Source organism: uncultured Microbacterium sp. (assembly GCF_964244775.1).
In the GTDB taxonomy this organism is placed as follows: Bacteria; Actinomycetota; Actinomycetes; order Actinomycetales; family Microbacteriaceae; genus Microbacterium.
Genome location: NZ_CAXTJR010000002.1, coordinates 212,408 through 233,463, shown reverse-complemented (window position 1 = coordinate 233,463; position 21,056 = coordinate 212,408). Strand labels below are relative to the sequence as shown.

The window sequence follows — 21,056 nt, the reverse complement described above, 5'->3', positions numbered from 1 at the left end:
GATGTGGTTTCTCGCGCTCGATTGCGGTCAGGCGACGAGTGCGGCGTTGCCGGCGACGATCGTCAGATCGTCGTTCTCCATCGACAGGAAGCCGTCCTGGGCGTTCGCGAGGATCTTCGTGCCGTCGGGGCGTGTGATGCGCACCTGTCCCTCGGCGAGGATCGCCAGGATCGGCTCGTGACCGGCCATGAGGCCGATCTCGCCCTCGACGGTCTTGGCGACCACGAGGGATGCCTCGCCCGTCCAGACCTCGGCGTCGGCCGAGACCAGGCTCACGTTGATCGGCATGTCAGCCGTTCTCCTTCTGGATCTGCGCCCACTTCTCTTCAACGTCGCCGATGCCGCCGACGTTGAAGAAGGCCTGCTCGGCCACGTGGTCGAAGTCGCCCTTGACGATCGCGTCGAACGACTCGATCGTCTCCTTGATCGGGACCGTGGAGCCCTCGACACCGGTGAACTTCTTGGCCATGTAGGTGTTCTGCGAGAGGAACTGCTGGATGCGGCGCGCGCGCGAGACGACGATCTTGTCTTCTTCGGACAGCTCGTCGACACCCAGGATCGCGATGATCTCCTGGAGTTCCTTGTTCTTCTGCAGGATCTGCTTGACGTTCGTCGCGACCCGGTAGTGGTCGGCGCCGATGTACCGCGGGTCGAGGATGCGGCTCGTGGAGGTGAGCGGGTCGACGGCCGGGTACAGACCCTTCGACGCGATCTCTCGCGAGAGCTCGGTCGTCGCGTCCAGGTGAGCGAACGTGGTCGCCGGAGCCGGGTCGGTGTAGTCGTCGGCGGGGACGTAGATCGCCTGCAGCGACGTGATCGAGTGACCACGCGTCGAGGTGATGCGCTCCTGGAGCACACCCATCTCGTCGGCGAGGTTCGGCTGGTAACCCACGGCCGAGGGCATGCGGCCGAGCAGCGTCGAGACCTCGGAGCCGGCCTGCGTGAAGCGGAAGATGTTGTCGATGAACAGCAGCACGTCCTGCTTCTGCACGTCGCGGAAGTACTCCGCCATCGTCAGGGCGGAAAGCGCCACGCGCAGACGCGTTCCCGGCGGCTCGTCCATCTGGCCGAACACGAGCGCGGTCTTGTCGAAGACGCCCGCCTCCTCCATCTCGTGGATGAGGTCGTTGCCCTCACGGGTGCGCTCGCCGACACCGGCGAACACCGACACTCCACCGTGGTCCTGCGCGACGCGCTGGATCATCTCCTGGATGAGCACGGTCTTGCCGACACCGGCGCCGCCGAACAGGCCGATCTTTCCGCCGAGCACGTAGGGGGTCAGCAGGTCGATGACCTTGATGCCGGTCTCGAACATCTGGGTCTTCGACTCGAGCTGGTCGAAGTTCGGCGCCTTGCGGTGGATCGGCCAGCGCTCGGTGATCTCGATCTTCTCGCCGGGCTCGGCGTTGAGGACCTCGCCGATGACGTTGAACACCTTGCCCTTGGTGACGTCGCCGACGGGCACGGTGATCTGCGCGCCGGTGTCGCGCACCTCCTGGCCGCGGACCATGCCGTCGGTCGGCTTGAGCGAGATGGCCCGGACGAGGTCGTCACCCAGGTGCTGGGCGACCTCGAGCGTGATCTCGTTCGACTCGCCGTCGATCGTGATCGTCGTCTTCAGGGCGTTGTAGATGTCGGGGATCGAGTCGTGCGGGAACTCGATGTCGACGACCGGACCGGTGACGCGGGCCACGCGGCCGACGACGCCAGGGGTCTGGGTCGTCTCAGCGGGAGCGATGAGAGTCATTGTTCTGTCTTTCGGTTGAGGTCTATTTGCCCGACGAGAGCGCGTCGGCGCCGCCGACGATCTCGGCGATCTGCTGTGTGATCTCGGCCTGGCGCGCGTTGTTGCGCAGGCGCGTGTAGTCGGTGATGAGCTTGTCGGCGTTGTCGCTGGCCGACTTCATGGCCTTCTGCGTCGCGGCGTGCTTCGCGGCGGACGACTGCAGGAGCGCGTTGAACACCCGGCTCTGGATGTACACCGGGAGCAACGCGTCCAGGACGGTCTCGGCATCCGGTTCGAACTCGTACAGCGGGTACACCTGCGCCGACGTGTCGGCCGCAGCCTCGACGACCTCCAGCGGGAGGAGGCGCACCTGCTCGGGCGACTGCGTCATCATGCTGACGAAGCGGTTGTACACGAGGTGGATCTCGTCGACGCCGCCGTCCTGCCCACCGCGGTCGTACGCGTCCAGCAGGACGTCGGCGATCTCCTCGGCGGTGCGGAAGTGCGGCGTGTCGGTGTCGCCCGTCCACTCGGCGGCGCTCGGCATGCGGCGGAACTGGAAGTACCCCACCGCCTTGCGGCCGACCAGGTAGAACGTGATCTCCTTGCCCTGCGAACGCAGGAGTTCGGACAGCTCCAGGCCCTCGCGCATGATCTGCGAGTTGAACGCGCCGGCCAGGCCCCGGTCGGAGGCGAAGATCACGACGGCCGAACGGTGGATGACCTCGCGCTCGCGGGTGAGCGGGTGCTCGACGTTCGAGTGGGTGGCGACCGCCGAGACCGCGCGGGTCACGGCGCGCGCGAACGGAGACGACGCGCGCACGCGCGCCATCGCCTTCTGGATTCGCGACGCGGCGATGAGCTCCATCGCCTTCGTGATCTTCTTGGTCGTCTGAGCAGTGTTGATCTTCTGCTTGTAGACCCGCAGTTGTGCGCCCATGGTGTGTGGTCTCCGAGCGCCTAGCGGCGGCCCTTGACGATCTTCTCCTGGTTGACGTCGCCGGCATCGGCCGCAGCGACCTCTTCGCGACCGGGAGCGTCGATCGGCTGACCCTCGCCCGCGCGGAACTCCAGGACGAACTCGTCGGTCTTCTTGGCGAGCTCGGCGGCGGTGTCGTCGTCGAGCACGTTCGTGTCGCGCAGCGTGTCGAGGATCGTGGTGTTGCGGCGCAGGTAGTCCAGCAGCTCGCGCTCGAAGCGCAGCACGTCCTCGACCTCGATCGTGTCGAGCTTGCCGTTGGTGCCGGCCCAGATCGAGACGACCTGCTCCTCGACCGGGTACGGCGAGTACTGCGGCTGCTTGAGCAGCTCGGTCAGGCGCGCGCCGCGCGAGAGCTGACGGCGGGATGCGGCATCCAGGTCGCTCGCGAACATCGCGAACGCCTCGAGCGAGCGGTACTGGGCCAGCTCGAGCTTCAACGTGCCCGAGACCTTCTTGATCGACTTCACCTGCGCGTCGCCACCGACGCGCGACACCGAGATGCCGACGTCGACAGCGGGACGCTGGTTGGAGTTGAACAGGTCGGACTGCAGGAAGATCTGGCCGTCGGTGATCGAGATCACGTTGGTCGGGATGTACGCCGACACGTCGTTGGCCTTGGTCTCGATGATCGGCAGACCCGTCATGGACCCGGCGCCGAGCTCGTCGGACAGCTTCGCGCAGCGCTCCAGCAGACGGGAGTGCAGGTAGAAGACGTCGCCGGGGTACGCCTCGCGGCCCGGCGGGCGGCGCAGCAGTAGAGATACGGCGCGGTAGGCCTCGGCCTGCTTGGTCAGGTCGTCGAAGATGATCAGGACGTGCTTGCCGTCATACATCCAGTGCTGCCCGATGGCCGAACCGGTGTAGGGGGCGAGGTACTTGAAGCCCGCGGGATCGGATGCCGGTGCCGCGACGATCGTCGTGTACTCCAGCGCCCCTGCGTCTTCGAGTGCGCCCTTCACGGCCGCGATCGTCGAGCCCTTCTGGCCGATCGCGACGTAGATGCAGCGGACCTGCTTCTGGACGTCGCCGGATTCCCAGTTGGACTTCTGGTTGATGATCGTGTCGATCGCGATCGCGGTCTTGCCGGTCTGGCGGTCGCCGATGATCAGCTGGCGCTGGCCGCGGCCGACGGGGATCATGGCGTCGATCGCCTTGATGCCGGTCTGCAGTGGCTCGTGCACGGACTTGCGCTGCATGACGCCGGGCGCCTGCAGTTCGAGGGCGCGGCGGCCTTCGGTCGCGACCGGGCCGAGCCCGTCGATGGGGTTGCCGAGCGGGTCGACCACGCGGCCGAGGTAGCCGTCGCCGACGGCGACGGAGAGGACCTCACCCGTGCGGGTGACCTCCTGACCTGCCTCGATCCCGGAGAACTCGCCGAGGACGACGACGCCGATCTCGTGCTCGTCGAGGTTCAGGGCGAGGCCCTGGGTGCCGTCGGCGAAGTTGACGAGCTCGTTCGCCATGACTCCGGGGAGTCCCTCGACATGGGCGATGCCGTCGGCCGCGTCGATGACCGTGCCGACCTCCGTGGCCGCGGGCCCCGTGGGCTCGTAGGCGGCGACGAAATCCTTCAGCGCGTCACGGATGACGTCGGGGCTGATCGATAGTTCTGCCATTGTCTTCCTTCGTTCGGTGGGGACGAGGCCCCGAATACTCCGCCCCTGCGGGGCGGGAAGTCTGGGTCAGCCCGCCAGTCGCTGGCGGAGGTCGGCGAGGCGCGATGAGACGCTCGCGTCGATCACGTCGTCGGCGATCTGCACGCGCAGGCCTCCGACGACGGTGGGGTCGATCACGGAGTTCAGCGACACCCGCGTGCCGTACTTCTTCGCGAGGGCAGCGCTCAGGCGCTCGACCTGCGCAGCGCTGAGCGGGGCGGCGGAGACGACCGTGGCGACGGTGCGATCGCGCTGATCTGCGACGGACTGCATCGCCCACGCGAGCAGCTGACGCACGCGTCGCTCGCCGGTCTGGCGCACGATCGAGCTGACGATGAGGATCGTCGCCTCGCTCGCGCGGCCGTTCAGGAGCGTCTCGACCAGAGCGCCCTTCGCGGCGGAGTCGCCCCGGCGGCTGCCGAGCGCGAGTTCGAGCTCGGCATTGCCCGCGACGGTGCGGGAGAATTGGAACAGCTCGCCCTCGACGTCGGCGTCGGGCGAGGCGATCGCCGCGGCGCGCATGGCGACCTCGTTGATCCCCTGGACCAGATCGGATGCCGATGACCAGCGCTGCTCGACGATGACCGTCAGCAGCGACAGGGCGGTGGGCGTCACGGCGGCGCCGAAGATGTCGGCCACCACCTGCACGCGCAGGGCCGCCGGTGCAGCCGAGTCGGCGAGCGCGCCGCTCAGGTGCGTCGAATCTCCGATGGCGCGTCCGGCGGCGAACAGCTCGCCGGCGACCTGGAGATCGACGGCCGGGGCGGCGTCGAGCACCGTCGCCGCTGCCGCTCGCGCCTGAGTGGTCGCGCTTCCCATCAGTTCGACGCCTTCTGTGCCGCTGCTGTCTCGGATGCCTCGAGTTCAGCCAAGAACCGGTCGACGACGGCCTGAGCCTTCTTGTCGTCGGAGAGCGTCTCGCCGATCACGCCGCCTGCCAGGTCGAGCGCCAGGGTGCCGACCTCGCTGCGGAGCGAGACGAGAGCGGTCTGGCGCTCGGCCTCGATCTGCGTGTGCGCGGTCGCCGTCAGGCGCGAAGCCTCGGCGGTCGCGGCATCCTTCGCCTCGGCGACGATCTTCTTGCCGTCCTCACGGGCGGCCTCGCGGATCTGGCCGGCCTCCTTGCGCGCCTCGGCGAGCTGGGCGGTGTACTCCTCGAGCGCGGCCTCGGCCTTGCGCTGCGCCTCATCGGCCTTCGCGATGTTGCCCTCGATGGCCGCCGAACGCTCGTCGAGCAGCTTCTTCATGCGCGGCAGGGCGACCCGCCAGAAGATGAAGAGGATGACGATGAAGCACACCAGCGACCAGACGATGTCGTAGATCGCAGGCAATAGCGGGTTCGGCGCCGCCTCGCCTTCTTCGGCGGCGAATGTGACAAGAGCGTTCAGCATCCCGTCTCCTTAACTCGAAGGTGGCGGATCAGGCGTAACCGAAGATGAAGCCGGTGGCGATGCCGATGAACGCGAGCGCCTCGGTGAAGGCGATACCGATGAACATCAGCACCTGGAGGCGGCCGGCGAGCTCGGGCTGGCGGGCCACGCCCTCGATCGTCTTGCCGACGACGATGCCGACGCCGATAGCCGGACCGATGGCGGCGAGACCGTATCCGACGGTCGCAATGCTGCCGGTGACCTCAGCGAGAACCGTAGTTGCATCCACGGGATTTTTCCTTTCGTTGTGGGCGGCTGACGCCGGCCCGCTAGTGCTCTTCTGCGACAGCGAGCTGGATGTAGACCGCTGTCAGGATTGCAAAGACATATGCCTGGAGGACGGCCACCAGGATTTCGAACAGAGTGAAGGCGAAGCCGAAGGCGAGCGATCCGATGCCCAGCAGCGTCCAGAAGCCGCCCAGGCCGAAGATGAAGAACTGCGTCGCGGCGAAGAACAGCACGAGCATGAGGTGCCCGACGATCATGTTCATCAGCAGTCGCAGCGTGAGCGTGACGGGCCGGATGATGAACGTCGAGAGGAACTCGAGCGGGATGATCAAGATGTACAGGAACCACGGCAGCCCTGGCGGCATCAGCGAGTTCTTGAAGAAATTGCCCGGGCTCTTCTTGATGCCGGCATAGATGAACGTCACGTACGACACGACCGCCAGCAGCAGCGGCACGGCGATCACGCTCGTCCCGGCGATGTTCATGAACGGGATGACGCCGGTCAGGTTCATGAACAGGATCATGAAGAACATCGTGGTGATGATCGGCAGGAAGCGGTCGCCGTCCTTCTTGCCGAGCAGGTCGTGCGCGATGTTGACGCGGACGAAGTCCAGTCCCATCTCGACGAGGCTCTGGAACCTACCGGGAACGATCCGCATGCGGCGGGTACCGAGCCAGAAGATCACCACGAGAGCGATGGTGGCGATGACCTGGATCAGATTGATCCTGGTCATCTCGAACCAGGTGCCCTCGAAGAAGACGGCGTCAGGGAAGAATTCCGTGATGGACGGCGCGTGGAATCCGCTGTCGTCCGATTCGGCGGCAATGGCGATCAGGCTCGCGGCTTGAGTAAACAGCGCTGGCTCCAGCTTCGGGGCTCCGGCGTTAACCGATGCGACGATGGTCGATGAAAGTCAATCCGCAATCGCTCAGGGTGAGCAGACGGGCGCATGACTACACTAGCAAACTCGCGGCTCCCGAAAATCCGTTCAGGCCCCCTCGATGTCTCGACGTCGAGAGATCGGGGCCTCATCCTCAGGGGCCTGGGTCGGCAGCGAGATGTCACTGACGTGGGGAACCCGCATCCGGGTGAGCACGACCACGTCCACGACGAGGGAGGCGAGGATGCTCACCACGACCGCGACGAAGAAGACGGTGGGCGCGACCCACGGCTGTCCGCGCAGCACGAGCAGCACGACGATGAACACGACGAACTTGAGGATCCACCCGCCCAGCACGATCCCGAAGAACACCGGGACATAGAGAGGATCTCCGTACCAGCGGTTGGCGATCAGGATGCTCGCGCCGGTGATCGCCAGGAACACCGCCGCCATCACCACGCCCGCCAGGGCGCTCCACAGACCGTTCGGGCCGGCAACGAGGAAGCCCACGATCGCGCCGACGACCGCCAGCGCGCCGGTGACGACCGCGGACCACACGAGAGTCGTCCGGAGGATGGGTGTGCTCGAGATCCGCACTGGTCCCGAGGGCTTGCCGGGGGGCGTGTCAGCCGGCGAGTGGGTGGCGCTCATATGGACTCCTTCAGAGCCGGGTCGGCGGGTGCGTGGGGCGCGGATCTGGCAGGCAGCAGCGTCACGACGAGACAGGCCGCCGCGCCGACGATGCCGAAGACGACGCCGATCCAATACTGTCCGAACCAGTCCTCCCGCGTGCCCAGGTACATCAGCAGCACGGACAGACCGATCACCGCGGCCCACGCGTAGAAGATCAGCACCGAGGTGCGATCGGAGTGGCCCATGTCGAGCATCCGGTGATGGAGGTGCTTGCGATCGGGTGAGAACGGCGACTTGCCGGCGCGCACGCGGCGCAGCACAGCGAGCCCGAAGTCCAGCAGCGGGAGGAGCACCACGACGATGGGCAGCAGGATCGGGATGAAGGCACCCACCAGCTGCGACCGGCCGATCTGATTCGGGTCGAGCACCGCGGGCGGGAACTGCCCCGTGATGGCGATCGCCGAACATGCCATGAGCAGGCCCAGCATCAGCGCACCCGAGTCGCCCATGAAGAGCTTGGCCGGACTCCAGTTCAACGGCAGGAAGCCGAGGCAGGCGCCGACGAGGACGGCCGCGATGAACGACGACAGGTTGAAGTACGTGCTCGAGCCCGTGTCGCGCACGAGAAGGTACGAGTAGGCGAAGAAGATGCCGTTCGCGATCAGGCACACGCCGGCGACGAGACCGTCCAGGCCGTCGATGAAGTTGACGGCGTTCATCACGACCACGATCGACAGCACGGTGATCGCGATGCCCACTCCGCTGGAGAACCCGGTGTACCCGCCGATCGGGAGGTAATAGATCTGCAGGCCGCCGAACCAGGCGACGATCCCGGCGGCGATGAACTGCGCGGCGAGCTTGATCATCCAGTCGAGGTCCCACAGGTCGTCGGCGACGCCGATCGCGACGATGATGAGGGTCGCCACCAGGATCGAGAGCACCGCGGCCGGCTCTTCCCAGAAGATCGAGAAGTACTCGTTGCGCGACGAGACAGCGAACGCGGCCACCACGGCGAGGAACATCGCGATCCCGCCGAGCCGCGGGGTCGGCGTCTTGTGCACGTCGCGCTCGCGGATGCCCGGGTACAGCTTGTACTTCAGGCTCAGCTGCCAGACGGCCCACGACAGGACGAGGGTGATCGTCGCGGTCAGCAGGATCGTGAAGACGTACTGCTTCACTCGGGCGCACCCTCGACGGTCTGCTCCGCGGCTGCGCTCGCCTGAGATTCGTCGTCGTCGGCGGCGGCGCGGATTCGGGGATCGGGCTCGAGCAGGTCGCCGAGGATCTCGCCGAGCGCGGCGCGGCTGATCCCGCCCTCGCGGAGCACCCGCACGATCGGACCGGAGACATCTCCGACCAGCTCCGTCGCGTCGATGATGGTCGAGGCCACGCCGCTGCGGGACGGACCGCCGTCGAGGTAGACCGCCACCGACTCGCCCAGCATGTCCTGCGCGTCACTCACCCGCACCGCTGCCGCCTTGCCGGTGAGATTGGCGCTGGAGACCGCGAGGGGCCCGGTGTCTTCCAGAAGCTCGAGGGTGATGCGGTGGTCGGGCATGCGCACCGCCACGGTGCCGTGAGTGTCACCCAGGTCCCACGAAAGGGAGGGCTGTGCGGGCAGCACGATTGTGAGGCCGCCCGGCCAGAACGCCTCGATGAGCCGTTCGACCGGCTCGGGAACCTCGGCCACGAGCGCCCGCAGCGTGGTGATCCCCGCGACGAGCACGGGGGGCGGCGACTGGCGACCGCGGCCCTTCGCGTCCAGGAGCGCCTGCACCGCACGCGGGTTGAACGCGTCGGCAGCGATGCCGTAGACCGTGTCGGTGGGGAGGACCACCAGATCGCCTCGTCCGATCGCCTGACGCGCCTGCCGCATTCCGGGCAGCAGCTGCGCCTCGTCACGGCAGTCGAATACGGGAGACATAACCGCCTCAGTCTACGTCGGGGGCGTCCGGGGCCTTCACGGATGCAGGGGCCTACGGATGCAGAGCAGTGGTCGCGCGGTCGCGCATGGTCAGATCGGGGTGGGTCGCGGCGGCACGCCAGCCGTCGGCGGCGAGGATCTCGCGGATCTGCGCGCCCTGCCATTCGCCGTGCTCGATCACGAGCAGACCGCCGGGGTGGGCGAGGCGCAGGCCCACCCGGCTGACCACGCGCACGACATCCAGCCCGTCAGCGCCCCCGTAGAGCGCTGCGGGCGGGTCGAAGAGCCGCACTTCCGGATCACGCGGGATGGCAGCATCCGGAACATACGGGGGATTCGAGACGACCACCGATACCGTGCCGTCCAGCTCGGGGAAGGCGCGCTCGATGTCGATGAAGGCGAGACGGGCGTTGTCTGCGGCGACCTCGGCGAAGTTCTCCTTGGTCCACACGAACGCCTCGACCGAATTCTCGGCGGCGAAGACACGGGCGTGCGGCACCTCGGTCGCCAGGGCGAGGGCGATCGCGCCGCTCCCCGTACCCAGATCGACGGCGATAGGAGAGGGGGATGCGGCGACCGCGAGTGCATCGATGGCGTACTGCGCGACGATCTCGGTCTCGGGCCGCGGCACGAAGACCCCGGGCCCCACCCGCAGCTCGAGGTGGCGGAACGGTGCGATGCCGGTGAGGTGCTGGAGCGGCTCGCGCGTCGCCCGGCGATCCACCAGCGCCTCCAGGCGCGCGGCCTGCGCCGCGTCGATGAGGTCGCCGCGGACGACGCCGGCCCGCACCGCGCCGCGACGGACGCCGAGCACGTGCGCGGCGAGCAGTTCGGCGTCGACCTGAGGATCCTGCACGCCGGCGGTCGCCAACCGCTCGGTCGCGCGCCGGAGGGCATCGCGTAGCGGAACGCGAGACGATGAAGGAGTCGGGGTGGCGGGGATCACGGTGTGAGCTATCGGGGGCCCTGGCGCGTCGTAATCGTGTGGGCGGCGTCCAGCCTACCCGCGAGGCCGTGGGCCGGCGGTCATACAGCCCCGGCCAGGCGCCCACTCGCTAGGCTGGACCGGCGTCCTGCAGCCCGACTCCCGAAAGGCCCGCCCCATGTCCGGCATCCACTCCGACATCACCAGCGCGTTCGGCAACACTCCCCTCGTCCGGCTCAACCGTGTCACCGAGGGGCTCGGCGCCACCGTGCTCGCCAAGCTCGAGTTCTACAACCCGGTCTCGAGCGTGAAGGACCGCCTCGGCATCGCCATCGTCGACGCGGCGGAGGCCTCGGGCGAGCTGAAGCCCGGCGGCACGATCGTCGAGTCCACGAGCGGCAACACGGGCATCGCGCTGGCGATGGTCGGGGCCGCGCGCGGCTACAAGGTGATCCTGACGATGCCCGCCTCCATGTCGAAGGAGCGGCGCCTGCTGCTCAAGGCGTTCGGCGCCGAGCTCGTGCTGACCGACCCCACCAAGGGGATGGCCGAAGCCGTCAGCATCGCGAAGCAGATCGTCGCCGATACGCCGGGCGCGATCTGGGCGCGGCAGTTCGAGAACGAAGCCAACCCCGCGATCCACCGCAAGACCACGGCGGAGGAGATCTGGCGAGACACCGACGGCAAGGTCGACATCTTCATCGCCGGCGTCGGCACCGGCGGCACCATCACCGGCGTGGGTCAGGTGCTCAAGGAGCGCAACCCGGACGTACAGATCATCGCCGTCGAGCCCAAGGACTCCCCGGTCCTGAGCGAAGGCCACCCCGGCCCGCACAAGATCCAGGGCATCGGACCGAACTTCGTCCCCGCGATCCTCGACCGCAGCATCCTCGACGAGGTCATCGCCGTCGAGTTCGACGACACCATCCGCGTCGCCCGCCAGGTCGCCACCGACGAGGGCATCCTCGTGGGCATGTCCAGCGGCGCCGCGATCTGGGCTGCGCTGCAGGTGGCCGCACGCCCCGAGAACGCGGGCAAGAACATCGTCGTCATCGTGCCGTCGGCCGGCGAGCGCTACCTCAGCACCGCGCTCTACGAGCACCTGCGCGAGGACTGAGCGGTCGTGGGCATCGCGCGCGCCTTCTCCGGCATCCGCGAAGACATCGCGGCGGCGAAGCTGCGCGATCCCGCGGCGCGCTCGTCGATCGAGCTGGCGCTGCTGTACCCGGGGTTGCACGCCATCTGGGCGCACCGCGTGTGGCACGCGCTGTGGGTGCGCGGCTTCCGTTTTGTCGCGCGCGCCGGGTCGCAGATCACGCGCTGGCTGACCGGCATCGAGATCCACCCCGGTGCGACGATCGGGCGGAGGTTCTTCATCGACCACGGTATGGGCGTGGTGATCGGCGAGACCGCCGAGGTGGGTGATGACGTCATGCTGTACCACGGCGTCACGCTCGGCGGTCGCCAGCGCGAGGGCGGCAAGCGCCACCCGACGCTCGGCGACCGCGTGGCCGTCGGGGCGGGTGCCAAGGTGCTGGGGCCGATCAGGATCGGGTCGGACACCCTGATCGGTGCCAACGCGGTGGTGACGCGGGACGCGCCGGCCGACAGCATCCTCGTCGGTGTTCCGGCCAAGCCGCGCAACCGGCGCGAGGGTCTCGATACTCGGGCGCTGCTCACGGCGCCCGAGTACACGATCTGACGCCCGATCTCAGGCCCGCGCCTGCTCGACCTTCTTCTTGATGAACAGGGGCGGCAGCAGCCACGTCGCCAGGGCCGTCACGATCCACACGACCACAGGGGCCAGCACCCAGGCGAGCGCGTCCGAGATGCCGATGCCGGCGCCCGGGATCAGCACGACGATGACGATCGCGACGAACGTCGAGATGATGCCGATGCCGCCGAGCATCGCCGGGGCATGGCGACGGGTCACCTTGAAGACCCACGGCGCGAGCACGCTCTGGATGACGGCGAAGATCACGACGGCCAGGACGAACCCCCACCAGTCGCTCCAGTCGATGTGGAAGCCCGGCAGGATCAGGTCGGCGGCGATGAGACCGAGCGCCGCCGAAACGACGAAGATGGCGGCGCGGATGAGGAACGTGATCACGTGTGGAGCCTAGCGGCCGCCCGCGCGGCGCTCGCGGCCTCATGCGGCACTGAGAAACCACTCGCGCGTCGAGACATCACGCCGCGACGTGTGTCTCAGCGGCGAAGTGATGTGTCGCGGTCGCGGCGGTGCGGCGAGGCAGCGCGGGGTCAGGCGTCGGCGCTGAGCGCCGCGAGGCGCGCTTCCTCATCGGCGGCGATGCACGACTCGATGATCGGCTCGAGAGCGCCGTCCATCACCTGGTCGAGGTTGTACGACTTGTACCCGGTGCGGTGATCGGCGATGCGATTCTCGGGGAAGTTGTAGGTGCGGATGCGCTCGGAGCGGTCCATGCCGCGGATCTGCGATCTGCGGGCGTCGGAGGCCACCGCATCCCGCTCCTCCTGCTGTTTGGCCAGCAGTCGGGCACGGAGTACTCGCATGCCCGCCTCGCGGTTCTGCAGCTGCGACTTCTCGTTCTGCATCGACACCACGATCCCGGTCGGCACGTGCGTGATACGCACCGCCGAGTCGGTCGTGTTGACCGACTGGCCACCCGGACCGGACGAGCGGAACACGTCGATCTTGAGGTCGTTCGGGTTGATCTCGACCTCGTCGGGCTCGTCTACCTCCGGAAAGACGAGCACGCCGGTCGTCGAGGTGTGGATCCGCCCCTGCGACTCGGTCGCCGGCACGCGCTGTACGCGGTGCACGCCGCCCTCGTACTTGAGGTGGGCCCACACGCCCTGCGCGGGGTCGGTCGATGAACCCTTGATCGCGACCTGCACGTCCTTGTAGCCGCCGAGATCCGACTCGGTGCGCTCCAGGAGCTCGGTCTTCCAGCCCTTCGAGGCGGCGTACTGCAGGTACATCCGCAGCAGATCGGCCGCGAACAGGGCGCTCTCGGCGCCCCCCTCGCCGCCCTTGATCTCCATGATCACGTCACGGGCGTCGTCGGGGTCGCGCGGAATCAGCAGGCGCCGCAGACGCTCCTGCGTCGTCGTCACGCGCTCCTCGAGCCCGGGGATCTCTTCGGCGAACGCCTCGTCTTCGCGAGCGAGCTCGCGGGCTGCCTCGAGATCATCGGATGCTGTCACCCATGCGTCGTTCGCGGCCACGATGCGCGACAGCTCGGCATACCGGCGGTTCACGCGCTTCGCGCGCGCCGCGTCGGCGTGCACCGCAGGATCGGAGAGCTCCTCCTGGACGGCTTTGTGCTCTTCGATCAGCCCGCGGACGGATTCGAACATGCCGGAGTCGGACACGATGGGTGGCTCCCGCCGGGGATCAGCGGATGTTGTTCTCGTGCCCGTGGCTGCTTCCAGCGGCGGGCGTCGGGATCGACTTCTGCATCTGCACGAGGAACTCGACGTTGGACGAGGTCTCCTTGAGCTTGCCGAGCACGACCTCGAGCGCCTGCTGGGGGTCGAGGCCCGCAAGGGCACGACGCAGCTTCCAGGTGATCTTGACCTCGTCGGCCGAGAGCAGCATCTCTTCGCGGCGGGTGCTCGACGCGTTCACGTCGACGGCCGGGAAGATGCGCTTGTCGGCGAGCTGGCGCGACAGGCGCAGCTCGCTGTTGCCGGTGCCCTTGAACTCCTCGAAGATGACCTCGTCCATCTTGGACCCGGTCTCCACGAGCGCCGTGGCCAGGATCGTGAGCGATCCGCCGTTCTCGATGTTGCGCGCAGCGCCGAAGAAGCGCTTGGGCGGGTACAGCGCGGATGCGTCGACCCCGCCGGTGAGCACGCGGCCCGAGGTGGGTGCCGTGATGTTGTACGCACGGCCGAGGCGGGTGATCGAGTCCAGCAGCACGACGACGTCGCGGCCGAGCTCGACGAGGCGCTTGGCTCGCTCGATCGCCAGCTCGGCGACCGTGGTGTGGTCTTCCGCCGGGCGGTCGAAGGTCGAGGCGATGACCTCGCCCTTGACGGTGCGCTGCATGTCGGTGACCTCTTCGGGCCGCTCGTCGACCAGGACGACCATGAGGTGAACCTCGGGGTTGTTCGTCGCGATCGCGTTGGCGATCTGCTGGAGCACGATGGTCTTGCCGGCCTTCGGGGGCGCGACGATGAGGCCGCGCTGGCCCTTGCCGATCGGTGCGACCAGGTCGATGATGCGCTGGGTCAGCTTCTCGGGGGCGGTCTCGAGACGCAGGCGGTCTTGCGGGTAGAGCGGCGTCAGCTTGCCGAACTCGACGCGGGTCGCAGCATCCTCGACGGACAGGCCGTTGACCGAGTCGACCTTGACCAGCGCGTTGTACTTCTGACGGCTGGACTGCTCGCCCTCGCGGGGCTGCTTGATCGCACCGACGACGGCGTCGCCCTTGCGGAGGTTGTACTTCTTCACCTGACCGAGCGAGACGTAGACGTCGCTCGTGCCGGGCAGGTAGCCGCTCGTGCGGACGAACGCGTAGTTGTCTAGCACGTCGAGGATGCCGGCGATCGGGATGAGGACGTCGTCCTCGTTGATCTCGGTCTCGAACTCGTCGCCATTCTGCTGACCGCGGCGCTTGGCTGCGTTCTCGCGGGCGTTGTTCTCGCGGGGGGCGTTGCGCGGCTGGCGACCGCGGCCTGCGGCCGGTGCAGTGTCTTCGTCGGAGTCGGCGGCCTGCTGCGGCTGGTTCTGGTTGCCGTTCTGGGCGCCATTCTGGGGCTGCGCGCCCTGGCCGGTCTGCGCGGTCTGGCCGTTGCGGCGGTTGCGATTGCGGCTCCGGCTGCGGCTGCGAGCGGACGTGCCCTCGGCAGTGTCGCCTTCGGCGGCGTCCGGGTTAGCGTCGCCCTCCGAGGCGCTGTCGCCCTCGGACGCGTCGTCGGCGGTGGCCGGCGCGTCGGAAGTCTCCGCGTCGGGCACAGGCGCGACCTCGGACGCGATGACCTCGGGTGCGGTGACCTCGGGTGAGGCTGTCTCGACGGGCACCTCAACCGCGGCGGATGCCTCGGCCTCAGGTGCCTCGGCGGCTGGCGCCTCGGTGGGTGCTGCCTCGACCGGTGCGGCCTCTATGGGTGCGGCTTCGGCGGCCGGCGCCTCGATAGATGCGGCTTCGGCGGCCGGCGCCTCGGCGACGGCTTCGGGTGCGGCCTTCGCGGCGGCATCCGTGCTCTTGGCCCGGCGCGGGGCACGCTTGCGCGGCGCGGTGGCCGGTGCAGGTTCGACCGGCGCCTCGACGGCGGCGGGGGCCGCATCGACCGGAGCGTCGGCCGGAGCCTCGGCAGCGACCTCGGGCTGCGCCTCGACGGGCAGTTCGGCAGCCGGCTCTTCAGCCGCAGCGGGCTCTGCAGCCGGCTCCTCAGCCGCAGCGGGCTCTTCGGCCGCGGTGGCCTCGGGCTCACCAGCAGCGGTGTCGGTGCTTTCGGTGGTGACGGCATTGGTGTCGTCGGACTGCGCGGCGCCCTCTGCGGACTGGGGCGCGTCAACGTGCCCTTCCGCCTGGGCGTCGACAGCGTTGATCTCGGAGATGGACTCCACGAGTTCTCCCTTGTGAAACGTGTGGATGTGCACGACCGCATCCGGCCCGTACAGGACGAACCCAGCCCACATCGCTATTCGACGCGCTCAGGGACCGGATGGTCACTCGAAGAGAGTCAGCGGGTGGAGGTGATGCGGTGCTTTCGCAGATTTGCGACGGAGGCCAGATTCACGTGTTAGGTGGAACCCTCCGCGTACTCCTTCACTGTACCACCCTTGAAGTCGACGGCCAGCATGAGCGCATCCCACGGGGTGTCGGTGACGGATGCTGCGACCTCGGCCGCCTGCAGGCGCCGACCGGGTCCGTCCGCGAGAACGAGCACGCTGGGGCCGGCTCCGGAGACCACCGCGGCGAAGCCCGCTGCACGGAGCGTCCGCACCAGCCGGTCCGTCTCGGGCATGGCCTGCGCGCGGTAGTCCTGGTGCAGGCGGTCGCCCGTGGCGGCCAGCAGCAGTTCCGGACTCTGGATGAGCGCGGCGATCAGCAGCGCGGAGCGCGAGACGTTGAAGACGGCATCCTCGCGGGGCACCTGCAGGGGTTGCAGGCTGCGCGCGACGCTCGTGGACATCGTGGACTCGGGGACGAAGACGACCGGCGAGACACCGCGGTGCACGAGCAGCTTCTTGTGCTGGGGGCCGGTCTCGTCCATCCACGCGATCGTGAGCCCGCCGAAGAGGGCGGGCGCGACGTTGTCGGGGTGCCCCTCGAGTTCGGTCGCGAGCCGCAGCAGCGCCTCGTCGCCGATCACCAGGCCCCCGTCCCCACTACCGGCCCCGTCGATTTCGAGCAGCCCCTTCGCGGCGAGCAGACCCGAGACCACCGCGGCTCCCGACGAACCGAGACCGCGACCGTGCGGGATGACGTTGCGCGCCTGCAGCCGCACGCCGGGCATGCGGCGCCCGACCGAGGCGAACGCGTGCGCCATCGACCGCACCACGAGGTGCGACGCATCGAGGGGAACAGCATTCGCTCCCTGCCCCGTCACCTCGATCTCGACGCGATCGTCATCGAGGGTGGTGACCAGCAGCTCGTCGTACACGCTCAGCGCGAGGCCCAGCGTGTCGAAGCCGGGGCCGAGGTTGGCGCTGGTCGCCGGGACCCGAACCGCGACCGTGCGCCCGATGGGCGTGGGCGTCGGCTCGGATGCGCTCACGCGGGCTCCACCGCGGGTACCAGCCCCAGCACCGAAGCGACCTCGGAGGTCGTGGCGTCGACCACGGTGGGGGTGATCTCGCTGCCGTCGGCGTTGCGGAGCGCCCACTGCGGATCCTTGAGTCCGTGACCGGTGACGGTGAGCACCACCCGGGCGCCGGCGGGCACGATGCCGGCCTCGGCGCGGTCGAGGAGCCCGGCGACGCTGATCGCCGACGCGGGCTCGACGAAGATGCCCACCTCTCCGGCGAGCAGCTTCTGGGCGGCGAGGATGCGCGCGTCGTCGATCGCACCGAACCAGCCGTCGGTTGCGTCACGGGCCTCGATGGCCTGCTCCCATGAAGCGGGGTTGCCGATCCGGATGGCGCTGGCCACCGTCTCGGGGTGGCGCACGACCTCGCCGCGCACGAGCGGTGCGCTGCCCTCGGCCTGGAACCCGAACATCCGCGGCACGCGCGTGGCGGCACCGCGGGCGGCCTCCTCGCGGTAGCCGCGCGAGTACGCGGTGTAGTTGCCCGCGTTGCCCACTGGGATGAAGTGGAAGTCCGGAGCGTCTCCGAGCACCTCGACGACCTCGTAGGCGGCCGTCTTCTGGCCCTCGATGCGGTCGGGGTTGACCGAGTTGACCAGGTGGACCGGGTAGTGCGCGGCAAGCTCTCGGGCGATCTCGAGGCAGTCGTCGAAGTTGCCGCGGATCTGGATGAGCTGACCGTTGTGGATCACGGCCTGGCTGAGCTTGCCCATCGCGATCTTGCCCTCGGGGACGAGTACGGCCGCCGTGATGCCCGCGTGCGCCGCGTAGGCCGCCGCCGAGGCGGACGTGTTGCCCGTCGACGCGCAGATGACGGCCTTCGCGCCGTGCTCGACAGCGCGTGAGAGCGCGACGGTCATGCCACGGTCCTTGAACGAGCCGGTCGGGTTCATGCCCTCGAACTTGACCCACACGTCGGCGCCGGTCATGCGCGACAGTGCCGGTGCCGGCACGAGCGGCGTGCCGCCCTCGCCGAGGGTCACGACGGTCGAAGCATCCGTCACTCCCAGTCGATCCGCGTACTCGCGGAGGACTCCGCGCCAGACGTGTGCCATGTCAGTCTCCTTCTACGCGCAGGACCGAGACGACGCGCTCGACGACGCCGCTTGCGGCGAGCCGGTCGACGGTCTCGCTGAGGTCCTGCTCACGGGCTCTGTGGGTTCCGATCACCAGTCGCGCGACACCGACGCTGCCGTCGACCGCATCGTCGACGATGGTCTGCTCGACGGTCGCGATCGAGACGCGACCCTCGCTGAGGGTGCCTGCCACCGTGGCGAGCACGCCGGGCCGGTCATCGACCTCGAGGGTGATCTGGTAGCGCGTGGTGACGCGTCCGACCGGCGCGATCGGCAGGTTGGCGCGAGTGGATTCGCCCACTCCGACGCCGCCGGCGATGTGGCGGCGGGCGGCCGAGACGATGTCGCCCAGGACGGCCGATGCCGTCTGGACCCCGCCCGCACCCGCGCCGTAGAACATGAGGTTGCCTGCCGCCTCGGCCTGCACGAACACGGCGTTGTTCGCGCCGTGGACGCTCGCGAGCGGGTGGCTGCGGCTGATGAGCGCGGGATACACGCGCACCGAGATCGCTTCACCGGATGGCCCGGCATCCGGTTCGTCCGACAGCCGCTCGCACACCGCCAGCAGCTTGATGACGTAACCGGCGCGCCGCGCGGCCTCGATCATCGAAGCGTCGATGGCCGTGATGCCCTCGCGGTGCACCGCGGACAGCGGGACGGTGGTGTGGAAGGCGAGGCTCGCGAGGATCGCCGCCTTCTGCGCGGCGTCGTAGCCTTCGATGTCGGCAGTCGGGTCGGACTCGGCGTACCCGAGCGTCTGAGCTTCCGCCAGGACGTCGGCCAGATCGGCGCCTTCGGTGTCCATCCGATCGAGGATGTAGTTCGTCGTGCCGTTGACGATGCCCATGATCCGCTGCACTCGGTCGCCGGCGAGCGAGTCGCGCAGCGGGCGGATGATCGGGATCGCCCCCGCGGCGGCGGCCTCGTAGTAGACCTGCGCACCGACCTGGTCGGCGGCGTCGAAGATCTCGGTGCCATGGGTGGCGAGCAGGGCCTTGTTGGCCGTGACGACGTCCGCGCCGGAGTTGATCGCCTGCAGCAGGTACGTGCGGGCCGGCTCGATGCCGCCCATCAGCTCGATCACGATATCGGCGCCCATGATGAGCGACTCGGCGTCGGTCGTGAACAGCTCGCGCGGCAGATCCGTCTCGCGGGGCGCGTCGAGGTCGCGCACGGCGATGCCGACCAGTTCCAGCGCTGCTCCGGCACGGTCGGCCAGCTCGGATCCGTGGCGCAGCAGCAGCGCGGCGACCTGGGAGCCGACAGCTCCCGCGCCCAGCAGAGCCACTCGGAGGCGGCGATAATCCGTCACTTCGACTCGCTCCGCTCGCTCAGTACAGGCACATTGCTCTCCTCCCCGGATGCGCCCGCGTCGCGGGCCAGCAGATCCGAGATCGACTCGGCGCGCACGATGACGCGCGCCGCTCCCCCGCGCACGGCGACGACCGCCGGGCGGGGCACGTAGTTGTAGTTGCTCGCGAGCGAGAAGCAGTAGGCGCCGGTCGCGGGCACCGCGAGCAGGTCTCCGGCCGCGACGTCGCCGGGCAGGTACTCGGCGTCCACGACGATGTCGCCCGATTCGCAGTGCCGCCCCACGACGCGCGCCAGCGCGGGTGAGGCATCGCTCACGCGCGACGCGATGCGCGCGGAGTACTGCGCTCCGTACAGCGCCGGCCGCACGTTGTCGCTCATACCCCCGTCGACGCTCACGTACGTGCGGGTGAGAGCCTCCGAGACCTGGACCGGCTTGACGGTGCCCACCTCGTACAGCGTCACGCCGGCCCGGCCGACGATCGCACGCCCCGGCTCGAAGGCGAGGTTCGGGATCGGGATGCTGCGCTCAGCGCACTCGCGGGCGACGGCGTCGACGATGCCGGCGGCGAGCTCTTCGATCGGGGTCGGGTCATCGGCGGCGGTGTACGCGATGCCGAATCCACCGCCGAGGTTCATCACCGGCACGGCCCCGCCCGCCAGAAGAGCGGCATGAAGCTCGACGACCCGGGCGGCGGACTCCGCGAAACCCGACGTGCCGAAGATCTGCGAACCGATGTGGCAGTGCAGGCCCAGGAAGACGAGGCCCGGGATCGTGCGGATCCGGGCGACGGCGGCCCCGGCATCCCGCAGTGCGAAACCGAATTTCTGGTCTTCGTGCGCGGTCGCGAGGAAGTCGTGGGTCTCGGCGTGCACGCCGCTGACGACGCGCACGAGCACCGACTGCGATGCCTGCGGATCGTCGGCACGTCGCCTGCGCATGATCGCCTCGAGTCGGTCGATCTCGTCGTGGCTGTCGATGACGATCGAGCCGATGCCCACATCGACGGCGCGCTCGAGCTCGCGGACGCTCTTGTTGTTGCCGTGGAAGCCGATGTACCCGGGCTCGGCGCCCGCGGCGAGCGCGACGGCGAGTTCGCCCTCGGAGCACACGTCGACCGCGAGGCCCTCCTCCGTCACCCAGCGCACGACCTCCGTGGACAGGAACGCCTTGCCCGCGTAGTAGACACGCGCTCCGACGCCGTGCGCCGCGGTCGCCGAGCGGAATGCGGCCAGCGCCGCGCGGGCGTGCGCGCGCACTTCTTCTTCGTCCAGGACGTAGAGGGGGGTGCCGAAGCGTTCGCGGAGTGCGGTCACCGCGACGCCGGCGATGCGGATCACCCCGTCGTCGTCGCGCTCAGCGGATGCCGGCCAGACGCTCTCGACGAGGCCGTTCGCGTCGGCCGGCTCGACGAGCCACGAAGGGATCGAGCCAGAGGCGGGCGTAGCGGCAGACACGGTAGGACCAATCGGTGGATGCTTCGGCGCGGCGTCTTCCGGGGTTCGCCCGGGATCTGCGGGGTGACAGGGCCGGTGTGCTCACG

The 21,056-nt window shown here is 68.8% G+C and carries 21 protein-coding genes; 2 read left to right on the top strand and 19 right to left on the bottom strand.

What is annotated here, in order from left to right:
• Window positions 1-27: 27 nt before the first annotated feature.
• From ACFE6Z_RS06300 to prmC, 12 genes are all read right to left on the bottom strand, one after another.
• Window positions 28-288, bottom strand: coding sequence for a F0F1 ATP synthase subunit epsilon (locus ACFE6Z_RS06300; RefSeq protein WP_375384853.1), 261 nt, complete (start codon window positions 286-288; stop codon window positions 28-30).
• A 1-nt stretch (window position 289) separates the two neighbouring features.
• Complete coding sequence (gene atpD / locus ACFE6Z_RS06295; RefSeq protein ID WP_375384852.1) at window positions 290-1,747, bottom strand: F0F1 ATP synthase subunit beta; 1,458 nt, start codon at window positions 1,745-1,747, stop codon at window positions 290-292.
• 22 nt (window positions 1,748-1,769) lie between these two features.
• The gene (locus tag ACFE6Z_RS06290; RefSeq protein WP_375384851.1) at window positions 1,770-2,666 is read right to left on the bottom strand and encodes a F0F1 ATP synthase subunit gamma; all 897 of its coding nucleotides are present in this window, start codon (window positions 2,664-2,666) and stop codon (window positions 1,770-1,772) included.
• A 20-nt stretch (window positions 2,667-2,686) separates the two neighbouring features.
• Complete coding sequence (atpA, locus tag ACFE6Z_RS06285) at window positions 2,687-4,324, bottom strand: F0F1 ATP synthase subunit alpha (protein WP_375384850.1); 1,638 nt, start codon at window positions 4,322-4,324, stop codon at window positions 2,687-2,689.
• A 66-nt stretch (window positions 4,325-4,390) separates the two neighbouring features.
• Window positions 4,391-5,182 carry a F0F1 ATP synthase subunit delta gene (locus ACFE6Z_RS06280; RefSeq protein ID WP_375384849.1) on the bottom strand — a complete coding sequence of 264 codons (792 nt, stop codon included), beginning with the start codon at window positions 5,180-5,182 and terminating at the stop codon, window positions 4,391-4,393.
• A complete protein-coding gene (locus ACFE6Z_RS06275; protein ID WP_375384848.1) occupies window positions 5,182-5,754 on the bottom strand; it encodes a F0F1 ATP synthase subunit B in 573 nt (190 codons plus the stop codon). Before ACFE6Z_RS06275 ends, ACFE6Z_RS06280 begins: the two co-directional genes overlap by 1 nt.
• Window positions 5,755-5,782: 28 nt before the next feature.
• Window positions 5,783-6,022 (bottom strand): F0F1 ATP synthase subunit C, encoded by a 240-nt coding sequence (atpE, locus tag ACFE6Z_RS06270; RefSeq protein WP_375384847.1) that lies wholly within the window; start codon window positions 6,020-6,022, stop codon window positions 5,783-5,785.
• A 40-nt stretch (window positions 6,023-6,062) separates the two neighbouring features.
• A complete protein-coding gene (gene atpB / locus ACFE6Z_RS06265; RefSeq protein WP_375385003.1) occupies window positions 6,063-6,878 on the bottom strand; it encodes a F0F1 ATP synthase subunit A in 816 nt (271 codons plus the stop codon).
• A 132-nt stretch (window positions 6,879-7,010) separates the two neighbouring features.
• Entirely contained in the window at window positions 7,011-7,553 is a 543-nt protein-coding gene (locus tag ACFE6Z_RS06260; protein WP_375384846.1) for a hypothetical protein, read from the bottom strand.
• A complete protein-coding gene (locus ACFE6Z_RS06255) occupies window positions 7,550-8,713 on the bottom strand; it encodes an MraY family glycosyltransferase (RefSeq protein WP_375384845.1) in 1,164 nt (387 codons plus the stop codon). Before ACFE6Z_RS06255 ends, ACFE6Z_RS06260 begins: the two co-directional genes overlap by 4 nt.
• Entirely contained in the window at window positions 8,710-9,459 is a 750-nt protein-coding gene (locus tag ACFE6Z_RS06250) for an L-threonylcarbamoyladenylate synthase (RefSeq protein WP_375384844.1), read from the bottom strand. The genes ACFE6Z_RS06255 and ACFE6Z_RS06250 overlap by 4 nt, the downstream gene beginning before the upstream one ends.
• Before the next feature lie 52 nt (window positions 9,460-9,511).
• Complete coding sequence (gene prmC, locus ACFE6Z_RS06245) at window positions 9,512-10,405, bottom strand: peptide chain release factor N(5)-glutamine methyltransferase (protein ID WP_375384843.1); 894 nt, start codon at window positions 10,403-10,405, stop codon at window positions 9,512-9,514.
• A 157-nt stretch (window positions 10,406-10,562) separates the two neighbouring features.
• Here prmC and cysK point away from each other — a divergent pair, with 157 nt between their 5' ends.
• Window positions 10,563-11,501 carry a cysteine synthase A gene (gene cysK, locus ACFE6Z_RS06240; protein WP_375384842.1) on the top strand — a complete coding sequence of 313 codons (939 nt, stop codon included), beginning with the start codon at window positions 10,563-10,565 and terminating at the stop codon, window positions 11,499-11,501.
• Between the two features lie 6 nt (window positions 11,502-11,507).
• Entirely contained in the window at window positions 11,508-12,086 is a 579-nt protein-coding gene (gene epsC / locus ACFE6Z_RS06235; RefSeq protein WP_375384841.1) for a serine O-acetyltransferase EpsC, read from the top strand.
• A gap of 9 nt (window positions 12,087-12,095) precedes the next feature.
• Here the strand turns inward: epsC and ACFE6Z_RS06230 are convergent, their stop codons facing one another.
• The 7 genes from ACFE6Z_RS06230 to lysA all read right to left on the bottom strand — a co-directional run bounded on the left by ACFE6Z_RS06230 (window position 12,096) and on the right by lysA (window position 20,970).
• Window positions 12,096-12,494, bottom strand: coding sequence for a hypothetical protein (locus tag ACFE6Z_RS06230; protein WP_375384840.1), 399 nt, complete (start codon window positions 12,492-12,494; stop codon window positions 12,096-12,098).
• 149 nt (window positions 12,495-12,643) lie between these two features.
• Window positions 12,644-13,723, bottom strand: a complete 1,080-nt coding sequence (gene prfA / locus ACFE6Z_RS06225; RefSeq protein ID WP_375385002.1) for a peptide chain release factor 1 — start codon at window positions 13,721-13,723, stop codon at window positions 12,644-12,646.
• Between the two features lie 37 nt (window positions 13,724-13,760).
• A complete protein-coding gene (gene rho / locus ACFE6Z_RS06220; RefSeq protein ID WP_375385001.1) occupies window positions 13,761-15,941 on the bottom strand; it encodes a transcription termination factor Rho in 2,181 nt (726 codons plus the stop codon).
• 176 nt (window positions 15,942-16,117) lie between these two features.
• The gene (thrB, locus tag ACFE6Z_RS06215; protein WP_375384839.1) at window positions 16,118-17,095 is read right to left on the bottom strand and encodes a homoserine kinase; all 978 of its coding nucleotides are present in this window, start codon (window positions 17,093-17,095) and stop codon (window positions 16,118-16,120) included.
• Window positions 17,092-18,180, bottom strand: coding sequence for a threonine synthase (gene thrC, locus ACFE6Z_RS06210; RefSeq protein WP_375384838.1), 1,089 nt, complete (start codon window positions 18,178-18,180; stop codon window positions 17,092-17,094). Before thrC ends, thrB begins: the two co-directional genes overlap by 4 nt.
• Before the next feature lies 1 nt (window position 18,181).
• The gene (locus ACFE6Z_RS06205; protein WP_375384837.1) at window positions 18,182-19,513 is read right to left on the bottom strand and encodes a homoserine dehydrogenase; all 1,332 of its coding nucleotides are present in this window, start codon (window positions 19,511-19,513) and stop codon (window positions 18,182-18,184) included.
• The gene (gene lysA, locus ACFE6Z_RS06200; RefSeq protein WP_375384836.1) at window positions 19,510-20,970 is read right to left on the bottom strand and encodes a diaminopimelate decarboxylase; all 1,461 of its coding nucleotides are present in this window, start codon (window positions 20,968-20,970) and stop codon (window positions 19,510-19,512) included. The genes ACFE6Z_RS06205 and lysA overlap by 4 nt, the downstream gene beginning before the upstream one ends.
• Window positions 20,971-21,056 lie beyond the last annotated feature (86 nt).

Excerpts from the sequence above, each read along its gene's own strand:
- ACFE6Z_RS06300 (WP_375384853.1), bottom strand. The coding sequence starts at position 288 with ATGCCGATCAACGTGAGCCTGGTCTCGGCCGACGCCGAGGTCTGGACG.
- atpD (WP_375384852.1), bottom strand. The coding sequence starts at position 1,747 with ATGACTCTCATCGCTCCCGCTGAGACGACCCAGACCCCTGGCGTCGTC.
- ACFE6Z_RS06290 (WP_375384851.1), bottom strand. The coding sequence starts at position 2,666 with ATGGGCGCACAACTGCGGGTCTACAAGCAGAAGATCAACACTGCTCAG.
- atpA (WP_375384850.1), bottom strand. The coding sequence starts at position 4,324 with ATGGCAGAACTATCGATCAGCCCCGACGTCATCCGTGACGCGCTGAAG.
- ACFE6Z_RS06280 (WP_375384849.1), bottom strand. The coding sequence starts at position 5,182 with ATGGGAAGCGCGACCACTCAGGCGCGAGCGGCAGCGGCGACGGTGCTC.
- ACFE6Z_RS06275 (WP_375384848.1), bottom strand. The coding sequence starts at position 5,754 with ATGCTGAACGCTCTTGTCACATTCGCCGCCGAAGAAGGCGAGGCGGCG.
- ACFE6Z_RS06260 (WP_375384846.1), bottom strand. The coding sequence starts at position 7,553 with ATGAGCGCCACCCACTCGCCGGCTGACACGCCCCCCGGCAAGCCCTCG.
- ACFE6Z_RS06250 (WP_375384844.1), bottom strand. The coding sequence starts at position 9,459 with ATGTCTCCCGTATTCGACTGCCGTGACGAGGCGCAGCTGCTGCCCGGA.
- cysK (WP_375384842.1), top strand. The coding sequence starts at position 10,563 with ATGTCCGGCATCCACTCCGACATCACCAGCGCGTTCGGCAACACTCCC.
- prfA (WP_375385002.1), bottom strand. The coding sequence starts at position 13,723 with ATGTTCGAATCCGTCCGCGGGCTGATCGAAGAGCACAAAGCCGTCCAG.
- thrC (WP_375384838.1), bottom strand. The coding sequence starts at position 18,180 with ATGGCACACGTCTGGCGCGGAGTCCTCCGCGAGTACGCGGATCGACTG.